The sequence below is a fragment of the Achromobacter pestifer genome, from assembly GCF_902859625.1.
GTDB classification, from domain to species: domain Bacteria; phylum Pseudomonadota; class Gammaproteobacteria; order Burkholderiales; family Burkholderiaceae_B; genus Achromobacter; species Achromobacter pestifer.
The window spans coordinates 720,907-737,105 of record NZ_CADIJX010000003.1 but is presented as its reverse complement, the minus strand read 5'-3'; the positions used below and the strand labels follow the sequence as shown (position 1 = coordinate 737,105).

The following is a 16,199-nucleotide window of genomic DNA, read 5'->3' as shown; positions in this document are numbered from 1 at the left end:
GGATACCGATCTGGCCGGGTTATTGCTTGGGGATATTCGCGCTTTGCGCGGTGGCGATCTCAAGCTCTATTTCCTTCTTTTGAAACTTGGCCAGGGCTTCCGCGTCGCCGATGAAGGAAATGAAATTGCTCTGCGCCAGAAATTCCTGGGTCTTGGGTTCGGCATAGATGGCCAGCAAGGCATCCTGCAAGGTCTTCACGACTGGCGCGGGCGTCTTGGCCGGCGCGAACATGGCCCACCACGCCACCTTGAAAAAGTCCTTGTATCCCAGTTCCTGCAAGGTCGGCACGTCTGGCACGCTGGCCAGGCGCTTATTCGTCGTCACCGCCAGCAGCCGCAGCTTGCCTGCCTGCACCAAGGCTTGCGCGCCGCTGTATTCCGCGATCACGAAATCCACCTGCTTGCCAGCCAGGTCATTCAGCGCCGGACCCGCGCCCTTGTAGGAAATACCGTTGGCACTCGCCTGCGCCAGTGATAGAAACCACTCGGTGGCGATCTGGTAGGTGGCGCTGCCCGCGCCATAGTTCAGCTTTTTCGGATCCTTCCTGGCGGCCGCCACCAGGTCCGCCACGGAGTGATAGGGCGAATCCTGGTAGACGTAGAAACCCATCGGCGCCTGTGCCAGCACGGCCACCGGCGCCAAGTCCGTCAAGGGATCGTAGGGCAGCTTCGCGAACGCGGCCACGTTGGTCGCCACCGGCGCGTTGGCGGCAAGCAGCAAGGTATAGCCATCAGGCGCCGCCGACACCACGGTCTGGGTTGCGATGATGCCGCTTGCGCCCGGCCGGTTTTCCGCAATCACGGGCTGACCCAGCCTGGCCTCCAGCTGACGCGCGGTGTAGCGCGCCAGCGTGTCGGTGCCGGTGCCCGGCGGATAGGGAACGATCAGCCGGATCGGCTTATCGGGAAAGGCATGGCTTGCCTGTGCGCCCACCGCAAGCGTGACGCCGATGAGTAGCTTGATCAGTCGTTTCATGTCTCCATCTCCTTGAGTGCTTTGTCTTCGCTTTTTTTAGATACGGATCTGAATGCCCGTTATCAGGAAAATCGTTGCGGATGCAGGGCCACGCGCCCGATGACTTCACGAGAGGCCAGGACGGCCAGCGCTTCTTCGTAGGACTCCAGGGCGAAGGTCCGCTGCGTATAGGGTTTCAACGCGCCTTCAACCACCCAACCAGAAAGCGTTGCGAACGCGGCGCGCACCGCGGCGCGGCGCTCCGGCGGGAACGGCACCCGGCCCCAGCCCATGTAGTAGCCCCAATAGATGCCAATGGCCGTCGCGTTCTTCACCAACAGAATGTTGGCGGGGATCTGTGGAATGTCGCCACCGGCGAAACCCATCGGGATCAACCTGCCTTCCGGCGCCACACAACGCAATGATTCCTCGAAGACCTTTCCGCCCACCGGATCGAAGATCACATCCGCGCCGCGCCCGTCGGTCAGGGACAACACGGCGTCGCGGAACTCCCCGTCGCGGTAGTTCAGCCCCGTGTCGGCGCCATGCGCGCACGCGGCATCAAGCTTGGCCTGGGTGCTGGCGCACGCGATGACCTTCGCACCCATCTTCTTGGAAATCTCGATGGCCGCAAGACCGCTACCGCCGCTTGCACCGTGCACCAGGACCGTCTCGCCGGGCTGCAAGCGCGCGCGCCAGCACAGCGCGCCGTACGCCGTGGCGTATATGGTCGGGAACTGCACGGCACTGTCAAAATCCACGCCGTAGGGCAAGGCGAATGTGGTGTCTTCCGGGGCCACCACTTCGCTGGCGAAGCCACCCGAACGCACACCGGCCACCACCCGGTCACCCGGGCGGAACAGGGTCACGTCCGGCGCGCATTCGGTGACGATGCCGGCCACTTCGGTGCCAGGGGTCAGCGGCAGCGCCGGCCGGTTCTGATGTTTGCCTTGCAGCACCAGCAGATTGGCGAAACTGACACCGCAGGAATGCACGGCGATGCGCACGCCGCCTGCGAACATCGGCGGGGCGGAACCCGTTTCCACGCTGACTTGGCTGGGGTCGCCCAGCCCACGACAAATCACGGCTCTCATGGGACTTCCTTACCAGCGCCGGGCACGACGCCATGACGGCCGGCGCCCTGTTCAAAACGTTGCGCACCCGCCCTTGCCTCCAGGCGGCGGGCCTCGGCGGCATAGGCCATTTCGGCCGCCACCGCGTCCCGTTCGGTCACGCCGGCCTGGGCATAGGCCGACTGCCGGTCGGAACGCAGGGCGATCTGGGGAAACTGCGCCATCTGGTGCGCAAGCGCTTCGGCCTCGGCGCGTGCGTGCCCATCCGGGACAACGCGGTTGACAAGCCCGTAGCGCTCGGCCTCTGGCGCGGACACGATGCGGGCCGTCAACAACATGTCCAGCGCCCGGCTCATGCCGATCAACCGAGGCAGGCGCACGGTGGTGCCGTCGCTCATGGGCACGCCCCAACGGCGCGACAGCACCGCGAACGATGCGCTCTCCTCCGCGATCCGCAGGTCGCACCACAAGGCCACGCCCAGCCCGCCCGCGCACGCATGCCCGGCCACCGCCGCGATCACCGGTTTGGACAGCGGTGCGTGCAGCGGACCTTCGGGGCTGCCCGCCCATGGTTCGTAGTCGGTTCCGCCGGCCAGTTCCTTCAGATCGGCGCCGGAACAGAAGGCGCCGCCCGCGCCGCACAGCACGGCCACGCGCGCCTCGTCGTCAGCGTCGAATTCACGCAGGGCATGGGCCAGCCCGGCAGCCGCCTCGCGATCCAGCGCGTTGCGCACTTCGGGCCGGTTGATGATCACCGTCGTCACATAGCCGGTGCGTTCCACCAGGATTTTCGGAGCCATAGATCGCTGTCGTCCTGTTATTTAAATACTACCAATTAGTATCAAAACTAAGTTGAAAAAACCGCGCGAACGTTGGTCATCCGCGCGGCCCGGTTCTTACTGCGGATACGGCAATAGCGCGCTGACCGCGAAGCCGGCCAATTCATCGGCAACACGCTCGCGGTCCTTCGCCGTTTCGTTCTTGCGCGGGTGATACCAGCGTGACGTCCAGTTCAATGCCCCCAGCAACGGCTTGACCAGCAGCTTGGGATCCATCGCACGGAAATCGCCGGACTGCACGCCCGCTTCAATCACGCGCACGTACAGCGCTTCGTTCGCTGCGCGCAGCTTGATGATTTCTTCCAGCTCTGCACGTTCGGACGCCGTGGTGCGGCCCGTCAGGTGCAGTTCCAGGCCCTGCGCAGCCACGCGAAGATATGCCAAGTGTTCCATCATCAGCAGCGTGTGGTCATGCGCCATGCGACGCAACCGGGCAGCAGGCCGCTCGTCGGCAAGCGCATGCGGCTCGATGGCTTCGCGCGTCAATTCCATCGCGCGCCGCTGTACGGCGAAGAACAGCGCGGACTTGTTGCGGTAGTAGTAATAAATGATGCCCTTGGTGGCCCCATACGCCTCGCTGATGTCATCCAGCGAGGCGGCGGAAAAGCCCAGGTTCATGAATACGGACGCGGCGGCATCGAGAATGGCGAGCCGCTTCTCAATCCCTTCCGTACTGTCAATCAGGCTTGGCCGTCCCATGGTGTCCTTGCGATGCCTAGAAACAAACGCGAAATTCTACCCTTAGGCCCGGCCGCCGAATTCCGCGCGGACAGCCTCGGTATGTGCACCGATGGCCGGTACGTCCCCAAGCTGGCGCGGTTCGCCGCGCACCTGGACGGGCGGCGCCACGATCGACGCCTCGCCATGCGCGGTGCGCACCGCCGTGCGCCGCAAATGGGGATGAGCTGACAGTTCCTTCACGCCATTGACGGACGCATAAGCGATCTTCGCCTGCGTCAAGCGTCGCCGCAGTTCGGTCAGGTCCATTTCGCCCAGCACGGATTCAATCTCGGCTTTCAGTTCCACGGCGTGCCGCACCCGGTCCTGATTACTGCCGTAGCGTTCGTCGTCGGCCCATTCAGGCTGCCGCAGCACGTCGCAGGCAAACCGGCGCCATTCACCGTCGTTCTGGACGCCGATCAAAAGCTGCTGCCCATCGCCGCAGGCAAATGCGCCATACGGGGCGATGGTCGGATGCCCCAAGCCCACGCGCGGCCATACCGTGCCGGCATAGTCGTAGTGCAGCAGGGGAACCGTCATCCAATCGGCCATCGCGTCGAACAGCGACACGTGAAGCGCGCTGCCCTGCCCTGTCCGTTCACGTTGCAGCAACGCCTCCAGAATGGCCGCATGCGCGTACATGCCGGTGCCGATATCGCAGGCGGAAATACCGACGCGCCCAGGGGCCTCTGGCGTGCCGGTCACCGACGCAATGCCCGATTCAGCCTGAACCAGCAGGTCGTAGGCGCGCATGCCTGCATACGGGCCTGTCTCGCCGTAGCCGGTGATATCGCAGGTGATGAGGCGGGGATTGGCGGCACGCATTTCCTGCCAGCCAAAGCCCGCGCGCGTTGCGGCGCCTGGCCCCAGGTTCTGGATCAGCACGTCGGCCTGAAGAATCAGCGAGCGCAACAGCGCCATGTCCTCTGGCTGCGCGAAATCCAGGACGATGGACTCCTTGCCGCGGTTGAGCCACACGAAGTACGTGCTGTCGCCCATCACGGCGGCGTCGTAGCCACGCGCAAAATCCCCGGCCGCGCGTTCGATCTTGATCACGCGCGCTCCGGCATCCGCCAGCCGCGACGAGGCATACGGCGCTGCGGCGGCCTGCTCCACAGCGATCACCAACAACCCTTCCAAAGGCAGCGCCATGCTTGTCTCCGATCCAGCATTATTTTTTTAATGCTACCGCGTAGTATTTGAATTCGCAAGCGGCTTGGATCCGTGGTGTCAGGGCTGCCCTTAATTCAGACGTCAGCTGATGGGCTCCACCCGCCCGGTATCCAGGTGATAGAGCCCTCCCGCCACCTTCAGCTTGCCGGTTCTGACCAGGTTCCGAAGGATCGGCGTGGACTCTTGCAGGCGCTTCACGTTCTGCTTGATATTTTCGATGGTGGCCGCGGCCACCAGGGCTTCGCCATTCGCGTTTTTCGACGCCGCGATTACCGCCGGTTTCAGCGCGGTGGCGATGCTTTGTATGTGGCCCGGAAAGGCCGTATTTTTCTGGAATGCGCTGACTGCGGCGCTGACCGCGCCGCAGCTCGTGTGCCCCAGCACCATGATGAATTGCGCCTTCAGTACGGCCACGCCGTATTCCAGGCTGGCAAGCATGTCGTTCGTGACGTAGTTGCCAGCCACCCGCGTGACGAACAGATCTCCCGCCGCTTCGTCGAAGCAAAGCTCGGGGCTTACCCGTGAATCGGCGCAACCCAGGATGCAGGCGTAGGGGTTCTGCCCCATGGCGAGCGCGCCGCGGGTAGCGGCGAAATCCCTGGGCGTGGAGGACTGGTTTGAGACGTAGCGTTCGTTGCCTTGCATCAGGCGTTTTTGCGCGTCGTCAGGCGTCAACACATTGGCGGGCTTGTAGGCCTGCGCCAAACTTGCCCGGGGAAACATGCCCACCGTGCCGGCCAGTGCAACAGTTCCCAAAGCCCCCAGCATCGAGCGTCTGGACGTGGACACGCTATCCGTTCCGGGGAAACGGAGTCTGCATATTGAACACATGGCTGCTCTCCTGAAAGACAGCGTGCACGGCAGATTGCTGCGCGGGGAGACCGCGTTCAGGGATTCTGCGCGCAAAGCCACGCAGCAGCAACAAACGTCATGGATGAGAACTCAGGGTGCCAGGCTGCCAATTCGCCCTAGCCGGAAACTAGTAGCCTGACACCCTATTTGCAGCACCCCATTCGCCAGGCAGCCCGCTTACTTGCGCTGACGCAAGGACACGGGAACACCCCAGATCGGGTCTTCCATGCCTTGCTTGCCCAGCGGCGTAATCTGCATGGGTTCAAGCCTGGACAGCAACTGCTGGTGTTCCGCGCTGACGTTCTTGCGCAGGGAGATAAGTTTCTTCGAATACTCCATGGGCGCCGGGCGGGTGTAGACCGTCATGTTTTCCAGCGGGCACTCGATCATCTTGGACTCGACCGCGCGGCAACCCGATTGCTGATACTTGTAGCTCGGCGTCTTCAGATGCATGCGCTGACTCAGCACCAACTGACCGCTCTTGAGCGTGAAGCTCGCCAGCGCCTGCTTGGGCGGAATGCGTGACTGCACCTTGATGGCAGGAATGTCGCGATACTTCGTATCCTCGCGATAGCCTGCTGATCCCGTCTGCCTGGTCTCGCTGTATTGCTGCTGCCCTTGGCTCACGCAGGCGCCCGAGGCCACATGCACGGCAGTGCAAACCGTGCGTGTCTTGGTCTCGGTGACTTGGCTGGCGTCGTGCCAATTGGTCTGCTTGTAGAACTCGCGATAGAGCTCGGGCGACAGATAGGACGTGCCGTTGGCGCCACGGCCCGAGCCAACCGCGCCGCTCTTGGCTCCGACCTGATCCAGCAGCGCGTTCAGTTGGTAATCATCACCGCCGGTCAGCAGATACTTTCCCGGTGGCAGGATATGAACCTCGAACGCCCGGAACAAGTGGGTCGTGGTGTCCTTTTGCAGCGAATTAGTCTGGAAGCCGCGGCTGAAGGTCACCTGCGGCGCCTCTGAGTGCATCCAAATCACGCGCGACGTGTACTGCGTCATGGCTATCGCATCGCCCAGCGTGGGATGCGGCGTCAGGTCAGCCACCAACACCACCGCCATGTCGGACTTGAGCGCTTCGTCGATCAAATCCAGCAGTTGCGAATAGCGCGGATCATCCCGGGTGCCCTCGTCGCTCATGAACGAATTGGTGGCACATCCCGACAGGGCAAGCGAAAGGGCCAAGGCGGACAACGCAAGTCGGGGTCGCGGCAAAGTCATGGATCGGTCCTTGTGCGGGGCGGGAATGGAAGATTGACCGCGCATGCTACTGAATCAGGGCCGGATCGCAACGGCCACATACGGCGCTGAAACACGCGCAAGGCAGGACCGCCCGCATCGCGGCTGACCTGCCCATGCCTGGCCATCCGAATCATGGCCGAAGCGCCAGTAATGGCGCGGGTTGTAGCCATGCGCCCCTGCTGACGCACGACAATGCCCGCCACGGCCGTGCCAGCGAAGCAGAAAACTATTGTTGCGTTTGTTTCGGGTTTCCCAGGGCGGGGGCCCAAGGTGGCGAGTATCCACGACAGCTGACGGCGGCACAAAAAAACACCCTGATGCCATGAGGCGTCAGGGTGCTCTTGCGTGCAAGACGCGGCGGGCGGGATCAGTTCGCCGTGGCGCGCAGAGCCTTGGCCGCCTTGACCATGTTGGTCAGCGCAGGCAGCACTTCGCTCCATTGGCGGGTCTTCAGGCCGCAATCGGGGTTCACCCACAGGCGCTCGGCAGGCACACGTTCGGCGGCCAGCTTCATCAGTTTCACCATGTACTCTTCATTCGGGATGTTCGGCGAATGGATGTCGTACACGCCCGGGCCGATGTCGTTGGGATACTCGAAGCTCTTGAAGGCGTCGAGCAGCTCCATGTCCGAGCGGCTGGTTTCAATGGTGATCACGTCAGCATCCATGTCGGCGATCGACTTGATGATGTCGTTGAACTCTGAATAGCACATGTGGGTGTGGATCTGGGTTTCGTCGGTCACGCCATTGGCGGTGATGCGGAACGATTCCACGGCCCAATCCAGATACTCTTGCCACTGCGCCTTGCGCAACGGCAGGCCTTCGCGCAACGCGGCTTCGTCGATCTGGATCACGCTGATGCCGGCCTTTTCCAGGTCCAGCACTTCTTCGCGGATTGCCAGCGCCAACTGGTAGCACGACACCGAACGCGGCTGATCGTCACGCACGAACGACCAGTTCAGGATGGTGACCGGGCCGGTCAACATGCCCTTCATGGGCTTGGCCGTCAGCGATTGAGCGTACTTGATCCATTCGACGGTCATGGCCTTGGGACGACTGATGTCGCCAAACAGGATCGGCGGCTTCACGCAACGCGAACCATAGGACTGCACCCAACCGAATTGGCTGAAGGCGTAGCCATCCAGTTGCTCACCGAAGTACTCGACCATGTCGTTACGCTCGGCTTCGCCGTGCACGAACACGTCCAGATCCAGGGCTTCCTGTTCCTTCACGCAGCGGGCGATCTCGGCCTGCATGGCCGTCTTGTAGCCTGCGTCGTCCAGGCGGCCTGCCTTGAATTCGCTACGGGCGTGGCGAATCTCGGCGGTCTGCGGGAACGAACCGATGGTGGTGGTCGGGAACGCCGGCAGCTTCAGCAGTTCAGCCTGCTTGGCGGCACGTTCGGCGTACGGATTCTTGCGCTGGCCAAGCTTGGCGTCCAGCTTGGCAATCGCGGCCTTCACGGCCGGATTGTTCACGCGCGGCGAGTTGCGGCGGGCTTCAACCGCAGCGGCGTTGTCGGCCAGTTCGGCCTTCACGGCATCGCGACCCTGATTCAGCGCCTTCTCCAGCACCGTCAGTTCGCCCAGCTTTTGCTTCGCATACGACAACCACGACTTGACCTCGCCATCCAGCTTCTGTTCGCTGTCCAGATCAACCGGCACATGCAGCAGCGAGCACGACGGGGCCACCCACAGGCGATCGCCCAGTTGCTTGGCCACCGGCTCAAGCCAGTTCAGCACGGCGGTCAGATCGGTCTTCCAGATATTGCGGCCGTTGATCACGCCCAGCGAGATCACGGTCTGCGCCGGCAGCTTGGCAATCAGCGCGTCGACTTCTTCACGAGCATTGATGGCGTCCAGGTGCACGCCCTGAACCGGCAGGCCAGCCACCAGCGGCAGATTGCTCTGCAACTGGCCAAAATAGGTAGCAAGCAGCAGTTTGATCTTGCCCGTGTTCAGCGCCTGATAGGCCTTCTTGAAAGCCGCATCCCAACCGGCTTCCAGTTCGGTCACCAGGATGGGCTCGTCGATCTGCACCCACTCCACGCCTTCGGCGGCAAGCTTGTTCAGCAACTCCACATAGACCGGCAGCAAACGGTCAAGCAAGGCCAGCTTGTCGGACTCATCCTTGGCCTTGCCCAGCGCCAGGTAAGTCACCGGGCCGATGATCACCGGCTTGGCCTTCACCCCTTGCGCCTTGGCTTCGGTCAACTGTTCCAGCAGGCGCGATGCATCCAGATTGAAGGCGGTGTCGGCCTTGAATTCCGGAACGATGTAGTGATAGTTGGTATCGAACCACTTGGTCATTTCGCCCGCGGCCACGCCGCCGCAACAACCGGCGTGCTCTTCGGCGCCTTGAGCCGAACGGCCCCGTGCCACGCGGAAGTAGTTGTCCAGCGCATCGCCATGGAAACCTTGCACACGATTGGGCAGGTTGCCCAAGGTGAAGCTCATGTCGAGCACTTGGTCGTAGAACGCAAAATCACCGACCGGCACCAGATCCAGATTCGATTGCAGCGCCCAGTTGATCTTGCGCTGATCCGCGCCAACGGTCTTGAGCTCATCACGGCTGGACTGGCCCTTCCAATAGGATTCAAGGGCGAACTTCAGTTCGCGTTTTGCGCCGATGCGGGGGAAACCGAGATTATGAAAGCGTGCCACGACGACCATCCTTGTCGATTTTGAATAGGGTTAATGCATCGTATCGACATGGACGCATGAATGAAAATGGTAATTTCTAATTATTCAATGAATTTTGTTCATGAACGGCCATTCTCGAACGTATCCACCTTGCGATCATTCGCGCCGTTGACGAATTTGGCTCGTTGACCGCCGCTGGCGACCCAGGCTGGCGAATACCTGTTGGCGATCCCGTGCCATCAGTGGCTGCTTGAAATCGTCTCGCCTTACCTTGCCCCAAGGCCGGCCGTCGACGTGGACGTCAAACAGAAATTCCAGTTCGGCGGCATTGGCGCATTGTTCGGCTACGAGATCGAATGCTGGTGACACCCGATCCGCTATACAACACGGGCATCGCCAAACAGATTCTCCTTGGCACTCGCGAGGCCGATGGCGATATCGATTATCTACGCGCGTTCATCGACTCGGCGCTCGCGCATCGCTACGCGCAATAACACGGGTTGAAGATGCTCGTGTCCGCCCTCACCGACGCGGGCTCACGTCGCAGCATTGCATGACTCCCAGGGCCTTTGCGCCTTGTATTCAGGTTCAGGTTAACGTCAACGCATAGGTCGAAAATCAGCGGAAGAAGAACCTATAGGAGACAACATCATGTCTCGGAGACTATTGCGTACCCTTCCCGCCTTGGCGCTCGTCCTGTATGGAAGCGCATCGGCGGCGGCTGAAGCGCCTGACGTCGTATTGGGCGCCTCTATTCAGCTTACTGGCCCCGTCGCCAACACCGGACGCTACTATCGCGACGCCTACCAGATGGCGGTAGAGAAGATAAACGCCTCGGGCGGCGTGAAGATCGGTGGCGTTTCCCACAAGCTGGCGCTCAAGATTTACGACAACCAGTCCGACGTCAACCTGAGCGTGCGGCAATACACGCAACTGGTCACGCAAGACAAGGTCAACCTGCTGCTTGGCCCCTTTGCCAGCAACTTCGCGCTGGCGGACTCCGCGGTTTCCGAAAAGTACAAAGTCCCCATGGTCCAGGGAGGCGGCGCTTCCGATCAGATCTTCTCGCGCAAATTCAAATACATCTTCGGCACGCTGGCGCCGGCAAGCAATTACTTCGGCAGCACGGTGGATATGCTCAAGGCGCTCAAGCCCGTGCCTGCCAGCGTGGCGCTGCTGTACGCGGATGACGCATTCGACGTGTCGGTGGCCGACGGCACCCGTCCGCTATTGAAGTCCGCAGGGTTGCAAGTGGCGATGGACGAACGCTACAGCACCAATGCCACCGACTTCAATTCGCTGCTGTCGCAGATCAAAAGCAAGAACGTGGACGTCGTGCTGGTGGCGGGCCACGAGACGGAGATCTTGAATTTCGTGCGTCAGGCCAAGAGCCTGGCCGTCGCACCCAAGATGTATTCATTCACGGTCGGCGTGCCGTCCGAGGACTTCCGCCGCGCGCTTGGCCGCGACGCAGACTACGCCTTCGGCATGACGGCCTGGCTGCCCTCTGCCGCGCTCAAGGACCGCTGGTTCGGCGATGCAGAGCAGTTTGCCCAGGCCTACAAGGCCAAGTACGGCTACGACCCTGACTATCACGCGGCCTCGGGTGTCGCCGATGTGGAAGCGTTGGCGGTGGCCATGGAAACCGCCGGCAGCGTGAACCCGCAGAAAGTGCGCGATGCCTTGGCCTCGTCCAAGTTCGACAGTCTTTACGGCCCTATCGCCTTCAACGCCCAGGGGCAAATTGACTTGCCGCAGGTGGTGATACAGGTGCAAGCCGACAAGCTGGCCGAGATCTACGGGGCCAAAGGCTTCATCACGCAGCCCAAGTACCCCATGCCTGCCTGGAACGCGCGCTAAGCGCCCGCCTGCGGCTTCCGGAGGCGCGATATGGACCTGCTGGCGCAAATCCTTGTCAACGGCATCCTGCTGGGCGGCCTGTACGCGGTGATGGCGCAAGGCTTGGCGCTGGTGTGGGGCGTGTTGAACATCGTCAACCTGGCCCATGGCGCCTTCATCATGCTGGGCGCCTATGCGTCCTGGTATCTGTACGCCGATTTGCGCATAGACCCCTTTCTGGGGCTGCCACTGACCGCCGTGGCCATGTTCGCACTGGGCTACGCGCTGCAACGCGGACTCTTGAACCTGGTGGTGCGGGCGCCCATGTTCAATACGCTGCTCATCACGTTCGGCCTGGAAGTGGTGCTGACCTATCTGGCGCAATTGGCATTCTCGGCTGACTTTCGCACCATCAATCCGCCCTACGCGGGCGACAGCTACGCCTTCGGCCCCGTCACGCTGCCGGTGGCGCGGCTGGCGGCCTTTGGCGTGGCGCTGGCGCTTACCCTGGGCATGTGGCTGTTCCTGCTGCATAGCCGCCTGGGCCGCGCCATCCGTGCCACCGCGCAGAACCTGGTGGCGGCCAGGCTCTACGGCGTAGAACCGCGCCATCTCTATGCCGTCACGTTCGGGCTGGGGCTGGCGTTGGCGGGCGCGGCCGGCGGACTGTACGGAACCGTCTCGCAGATCAACCCCTACATCGGGGCGACCTTGACCGCGAAGTGCTTCGCCATTTCCATCATCGGCGGGCTGGATAACCCGCTGGGCGTCATGGTGGGCGGGCTGTTCCTGGGTATCGTCGAATCGCTCACCACCCTGTACATCGGCCCGACGTTCGCCGATGTCGCCAGTTTCGGCATTCTGGTGCTGGTGCTGTTTCTGCGCCCCAGCGGTCTGTTGGGAAAGACGGCATGACCACGCCGCGCGCGATCCTCATCCTGCTGGGCGTCGCCGCGCTGGCCGGCGTGCCCTGGTACGGCTCGGACGTACTGGTGCAGTTCGGCATCAACACGCTGTTGCTTGCCGTGCTGGCGCAGGGTTGGAACATCATCGGCGGATACGCCGGCTATGCCTCCTTCGGCAATTCCGTCTTTTACGGACTGGGCAGCTACGGCGTGGCGATCGCCATGGTGCAGTGGGAATTGCCCTTCGCCGTGGGCTTGGCGCTGGGCGTCGTGCTGGCGGTGGCCTTCGCGGTGCTGCTGGGCTTGCCGGTGCTACGGTTGCGCGGCCACTACTTCGCCATCGCCACGCTCGCGCTGGCGCAGGTCATGACGGCTATCGTCTCCAACGTCAAGCTGGCCGGCCAGAACATCGGGCTGGTATTGCCGCCGCTCAATAACGATCCGCTGTTCTACGAATTGGCGCTGGGCCTGCTGGTGCTGGCCACGCTGACCGTCGCGTGGCTGACGCGCAGCAAATTCGGCTTTGGCCTGATCGCGATCCGGGAAAATGAGGAAGGCGCGGCTGTCATGGGGGTGAACACCACGCTCTACAAGGTCGCGGCTTTTGCGATATCAGGTGTGTTCAGCGCCTTGGCCGGCGGCATCCATGCGTACTGGATCACCTTCCTGGACCCGGACAGCGCCTTCGACATCAGCCTGAACGTCAAGATGATCATCATGGCGGTGTTTGGCGGGGCGGGCACCGTTCTTGGCCCGATCGCGGGCGCCTTTTCCCTGTCGGCGATATCGGAGCTTCTTTCCAGCGAAATCACCAGCGCCGCCGGCCTGTTCTTTGGCGTGGTCATCGTTGCCGCAGTGGTGCTGATGCCCCGCGGACTGGCGGATCTGTTGCGCCGCTTCCGAAAGTCGGGCTGGCGTTACTTCATCGAGAACATCCGGGCGCACAGGCTATGACCGCCATCCTGGACATACGCAATGTGACGCGGCGCTTCGCGGGCCTGGTGGCCGTCAGCGACGTCAGCTTCACGCTGGCCGAAGGCGAGATCCTGGGCCTGATCGGCCCCAACGGCGCCGGCAAGACCACATTGATCAGCCTGATCAGCGGCACGCTGGCGCCCACGCAAGGCGAGATCCTCTTCCAAGACAAGCCGATCACCCAGCTGCCTGCCTACCGGCGGGCCCGCCTGGGCATCGGCCGCACGTTCCAGATCATGCGGCCTTTTCCCGGCCTGTCGGTCTTGGACAACGTGGCGGTCGGCGCGCTGTTCGGCCGTGAAGGCGGTCAACCCAAATTGGCTCAAGCGCGCGAACAGGCTCGCGCCTGCCTGGATTTCGTTGGCCTGGGCCGCGCCGCCGGCCAGCGGGCCGAGGAACTGGGCGGCCCGGGCCGCAAGCGTCTGGAACTGGCAAAGGCGCTGGCCATGCAGCCAAAGGTGCTGCTATGTGACGAAGTCATGGCCGGACTGAATCTGGTTGAGATCGATGAAGTCATCGAGGTCATCCGCAAGGTGCGCGCAACCGGGATCAGCGTGCTAGTGATCGAGCACGTCATCAAGGCCATCAAGAGCCTGTCGGATCGGCTACTGGTACTGCACCATGGCGAGAAGATCGCGGACGGCGCCCCCGACGAGGTCCTGGCCAATGCGGAAGTGGTGCAGGCCTACCTTGGAAAGGCGCGCGCATGAGCGACGCCGCCGCCCCGCTGCTGAAGGTGGAAGGCCTGAGCGCCGGCTACGGCGAACTGGCTGTGCTGCACGACATATCGCTGGAAGTGCGACGCGCCGAGATCGTGGCGCTGGTCGGCAGCAACGGGGCGGGCAAGACCACGCTGCTGCGAGCGCTATCGCGCGTACTTCCCTGCACAGGCAGCATCGTGATGGACGGCCGCCAGTTGTCGCAGGCCGCGCCGGACCAGGCCTTCGCCTGCGGCATGGTGCAAGTGCCGGAGGGACGGCAACTGTTTGATCGCATGACGGTGCAGGACAATCTGCTGATGGGAGCCTATCGGCGCAGCGACAAGGCGGCCATCGCGCGCAGCCTGGACAAGGTCTATGGCTTCTTTCCCCGGCTAGCCGAAAGGCGTCAACAGCTGGCTGGCAGCATGTCGGGTGGCGAGCAGCAGATGTGCGCCATGGCGCGCGCGCTGATGGCCGCGCCGGTGCTCATGATGATCGATGAAATGAGCCTGGGCCTGGCGCCGGTGGTGGTCGAGCAACTCATGGGCGTGCTGGCCGACATCCAGCGCGAAGGCGTCACGGTACTGCTGGTTGAGCAGGACATCCATCTGGCGCTATCTGCCGCCGACCGCGGTTACGTCATGGAGACCGGCCGCATCGTGCACGGCGGCCCCGCGCAATCGCTGCTGACCGACCCCAAAGTACGGCAAGCGTACTTGGGGGTTTAGGTACTACGCTGAAGCCGCAACCGAAGGCCCGCTCGGGCTGGCTGTCATCTAGCCGATGTTCGCCGCAAGCTCGACTGGCGAAACGGCAGCGCTCTTTGAGGGTTCGCCATCAAGCGCAGCCGGCATATTCTTGCCATGCTTGGCGCGGTAGTCTTCGAGGAACTTGGCGATTCGGCCAATGGCCACCCGCAGGTCCGGTTCGTGCGGCAGGAAAACGATCCGGAAATGATCCGGGCGCGACCAGTTGAACCCCGTGCCTTGCACCAGCATCACCCGCGTGGCTTCAAGAAGTTGCAGGAAGAACTGGCGGTCGTCCTCGATGGGATATACCTCGGGGTCCAGCCGCGGGAACATGTAAAGCGCGGCCTGCGGCTTGACGCAAGTGACACCCGGAATGGCGGTGATCAGTTCGTAGGCCAAGTCGCGCTGACGGCGCAGCCGGCCGCCCTCGCACACCAGATCGTTGATGCTCTGGTAGCCGCCCAACGCCGTCTGGATGGCCCACTGGCCCGGCACGTTGGCACACAGCCGCATGTTGGCCAGCATGGTCAGGCCTTCGATGTAATCGCGGGCACTGTTCTTGTCGCCCGAGACCACCAGCCAGCCCGCGCGGTAGCCGCACGCGCGGTAGCTCTTGGACAGCGAGTTGAAGGTCAGCGTGAGCACGTCGGTCGACAGGCTCGCCATCGCGGTGTGCTGGACGTCGTCGTACAAGACCTTGTCGTACACCTCGTCGGCCAGGATGACCAGCCCGTGTTCGCGCGCGAGGGCGATGATTTCCTGCAACACGTGATCGGGATAGAGCACACCGGTCGGGTTGTTCGGGTTGATCACCACGATGCCCTTGGTACGCGGCGTGATCTTCGCACGCATGTCGTCCAGGTCGGGAATCCAGCCATTGGCCTCGTCGCAGAGGTAATGCACGGGCTTGCCCCCCGACAGACTCGTCACCGCCGTCCACAGCGGGTAGTCGGGCGTGGGCAGCAGCAGTTCGTCGCCGTCGTCGAGCAAGGCGTTGGTCGCCATCGCGATCAGGTCGGACGCGCCGTTGCCCAGGTAGACGTCTTCCAGCGTCACGCCTTGCACGCCCTGCTGCTGGCTGTAATGCATGACCGCCTTGCGCGCGGCGAAGATCCCCTTGCTGTCCGAATAACCAGCCGAATTGGGCAGGTTACGGGCCATGTCCTGCTGGACTTCCTCGGGGGCATCGAAGCCGAACACGGCCAGATTGCCGATATTGAGCTTGATGAGCTGCTGGCCTTCGTCTTCCATCTGCTTGGCCCGATCCATGATGGGACCACGGATGTCGTATAGGACGTGAGCCAGCTTGCTCGATTTTTTTATGGTCTTCATAGACGTCTTTTCAGTGAAATTCCTGCCTCGCAAGGTCTGGCGCATTCAGAGATCGGCGCCCCCCATTACCGGCTGAAGACCAATAATAACTGTCAGGCGGGGTCTGCGCGCGGAAGGTTGCCTGGCCGCCACGCCTCTCCGCCATGGGGTCCTGGCGCGTTTCCCGGGGAGGAACCTGCAACAAATGCGGTCTGAGCTAG

The 16,199-nt window shown here is 62.6% G+C and carries 14 protein-coding genes and 1 pseudogene; 6 read left to right on the top strand and 9 right to left on the bottom strand.

Going from position 1 to position 16,199, the window contains the following annotated elements:
- Positions 1-19: 19 nt before the first annotated feature.
- The 8 genes from HV753_RS14935 to metE all read right to left on the bottom strand — a co-directional run bounded on the left by HV753_RS14935 (position 20) and on the right by metE (position 9,528).
- Positions 20-976 carry a Bug family tripartite tricarboxylate transporter substrate binding protein gene (locus tag HV753_RS14935; protein ID WP_175175256.1) on the bottom strand — a complete coding sequence of 319 codons (957 nt, stop codon included), beginning with the start codon at positions 974-976 and terminating at the stop codon, positions 20-22.
- Positions 977-1,038: 62 nt separating this feature from the next.
- The gene (locus HV753_RS14930; RefSeq protein WP_175175255.1) at positions 1,039-2,049 is read right to left on the bottom strand and encodes an NADPH:quinone oxidoreductase family protein; all 1,011 of its coding nucleotides are present in this window, start codon (positions 2,047-2,049) and stop codon (positions 1,039-1,041) included.
- On the bottom strand, positions 2,046-2,828 hold the full coding sequence (locus HV753_RS14925; protein ID WP_175175254.1) for a crotonase/enoyl-CoA hydratase family protein: 783 nt from the start codon (positions 2,826-2,828) through the stop codon (positions 2,046-2,048). Before HV753_RS14925 ends, HV753_RS14930 begins: the two co-directional genes overlap by 4 nt.
- A 96-nt stretch (positions 2,829-2,924) precedes the next feature.
- On the bottom strand, positions 2,925-3,566 hold the full coding sequence (locus tag HV753_RS14920) for a TetR-type transcription factor C-terminal domain-containing protein (protein ID WP_175175253.1): 642 nt from the start codon (positions 3,564-3,566) through the stop codon (positions 2,925-2,927).
- A 42-nt stretch (positions 3,567-3,608) separates the two neighbouring features.
- A complete protein-coding gene (locus HV753_RS14915) occupies positions 3,609-4,739 on the bottom strand; it encodes a CaiB/BaiF CoA transferase family protein (protein WP_175175252.1) in 1,131 nt (376 codons plus the stop codon).
- 102 nt (positions 4,740-4,841) lie between these two features.
- The gene (locus HV753_RS14910; protein WP_246288278.1) at positions 4,842-5,549 is read right to left on the bottom strand and encodes a carbonic anhydrase; all 708 of its coding nucleotides are present in this window, start codon (positions 5,547-5,549) and stop codon (positions 4,842-4,844) included.
- 240 nt (positions 5,550-5,789) lie between these two features.
- The gene (locus HV753_RS14905) at positions 5,790-6,836 is read right to left on the bottom strand and encodes a hypothetical protein (RefSeq protein WP_175175250.1); all 1,047 of its coding nucleotides are present in this window, start codon (positions 6,834-6,836) and stop codon (positions 5,790-5,792) included.
- A 388-nt stretch (positions 6,837-7,224) separates the two neighbouring features.
- Complete coding sequence (gene metE / locus HV753_RS14900) at positions 7,225-9,528, bottom strand: 5-methyltetrahydropteroyltriglutamate--homocysteine S-methyltransferase (RefSeq protein WP_425485895.1); 2,304 nt, start codon at positions 9,526-9,528, stop codon at positions 7,225-7,227.
- Between the two features lie 101 nt (positions 9,529-9,629).
- Between metE and HV753_RS14895 the strand changes: the two are divergent.
- From HV753_RS14895 to HV753_RS14870, 6 genes and pseudogenes are all read left to right on the top strand, one after another.
- Positions 9,630-9,893 (top strand): annotated as a pseudogene (locus tag HV753_RS14895) (LysR family transcriptional regulator); the annotation flags it as partial.
- A 256-nt stretch (positions 9,894-10,149) separates the two neighbouring features.
- Entirely contained in the window at positions 10,150-11,358 is a 1,209-nt protein-coding gene (locus HV753_RS14890; RefSeq protein ID WP_175175248.1) for an amino acid ABC transporter substrate-binding protein, read from the top strand.
- Positions 11,359-11,388: 30 nt separating this feature from the next.
- On the top strand, positions 11,389-12,252 hold the full coding sequence (locus tag HV753_RS14885; RefSeq protein WP_175175247.1) for a branched-chain amino acid ABC transporter permease: 864 nt from the start codon (positions 11,389-11,391) through the stop codon (positions 12,250-12,252).
- Positions 12,249-13,196, top strand: coding sequence for a branched-chain amino acid ABC transporter permease (locus tag HV753_RS14880; RefSeq protein ID WP_175175246.1), 948 nt, complete (start codon positions 12,249-12,251; stop codon positions 13,194-13,196). Before HV753_RS14885 ends, HV753_RS14880 begins: the two co-directional genes overlap by 4 nt.
- Positions 13,193-13,927, top strand: a complete 735-nt coding sequence (locus tag HV753_RS14875; protein WP_175175245.1) for an ABC transporter ATP-binding protein — start codon at positions 13,193-13,195, stop codon at positions 13,925-13,927. Before HV753_RS14880 ends, HV753_RS14875 begins: the two co-directional genes overlap by 4 nt.
- Positions 13,924-14,646 (top strand): ABC transporter ATP-binding protein, encoded by a 723-nt coding sequence (locus HV753_RS14870; RefSeq protein ID WP_175175244.1) that lies wholly within the window; start codon positions 13,924-13,926, stop codon positions 14,644-14,646. The genes HV753_RS14875 and HV753_RS14870 overlap by 4 nt, the downstream gene beginning before the upstream one ends.
- 48 nt (positions 14,647-14,694) lie before the next feature.
- On the opposite strand, the gene HV753_RS14865 is transcribed toward HV753_RS14870, so the two are convergent.
- Positions 14,695-15,999 (bottom strand): pyridoxal phosphate-dependent aminotransferase, encoded by a 1,305-nt coding sequence (locus tag HV753_RS14865; protein WP_175175243.1) that lies wholly within the window; start codon positions 15,997-15,999, stop codon positions 14,695-14,697.
- Positions 16,000-16,199: the final 200 nt, after the last annotated feature.

Coding starts and splice junctions, on each gene's coding strand:
- HV753_RS14920 (WP_175175253.1), bottom strand. CDS start 3,566: ATGGGACGGCCAAGCCTGATTGACAGTACGGAAGGGATTGAGAAGCGG.
- HV753_RS14865 (WP_175175243.1), bottom strand. CDS start 15,999: ATGAAGACCATAAAAAAATCGAGCAAGCTGGCTCACGTCCTATACGAC.
- HV753_RS14875 (WP_175175245.1), top strand. CDS start 13,193: ATGACCGCCATCCTGGACATACGCAATGTGACGCGGCGCTTCGCGGGC.
- HV753_RS14885 (WP_175175247.1), top strand. CDS start 11,389: ATGGACCTGCTGGCGCAAATCCTTGTCAACGGCATCCTGCTGGGCGGC.
- HV753_RS14905 (WP_175175250.1), bottom strand. CDS start 6,836: ATGACTTTGCCGCGACCCCGACTTGCGTTGTCCGCCTTGGCCCTTTCG.
- HV753_RS14870 (WP_175175244.1), top strand. CDS start 13,924: ATGAGCGACGCCGCCGCCCCGCTGCTGAAGGTGGAAGGCCTGAGCGCC.
- HV753_RS14880 (WP_175175246.1), top strand. CDS start 12,249: ATGACCACGCCGCGCGCGATCCTCATCCTGCTGGGCGTCGCCGCGCTG.
- metE (WP_425485895.1), bottom strand. CDS start 9,528: ATGGTCGTCGTGGCACGCTTTCATAATCTCGGTTTCCCCCGCATCGGC.
- HV753_RS14890 (WP_175175248.1), top strand. CDS start 10,150: ATGTCTCGGAGACTATTGCGTACCCTTCCCGCCTTGGCGCTCGTCCTG.
- HV753_RS14925 (WP_175175254.1), bottom strand. CDS start 2,828: ATGGCTCCGAAAATCCTGGTGGAACGCACCGGCTATGTGACGACGGTG.
- HV753_RS14915 (WP_175175252.1), bottom strand. CDS start 4,739: ATGGCGCTGCCTTTGGAAGGGTTGTTGGTGATCGCTGTGGAGCAGGCC.
- HV753_RS14935 (WP_175175256.1), bottom strand. CDS start 976: ATGAAACGACTGATCAAGCTACTCATCGGCGTCACGCTTGCGGTGGGC.
- HV753_RS14930 (WP_175175255.1), bottom strand. CDS start 2,049: ATGAGAGCCGTGATTTGTCGTGGGCTGGGCGACCCCAGCCAAGTCAGC.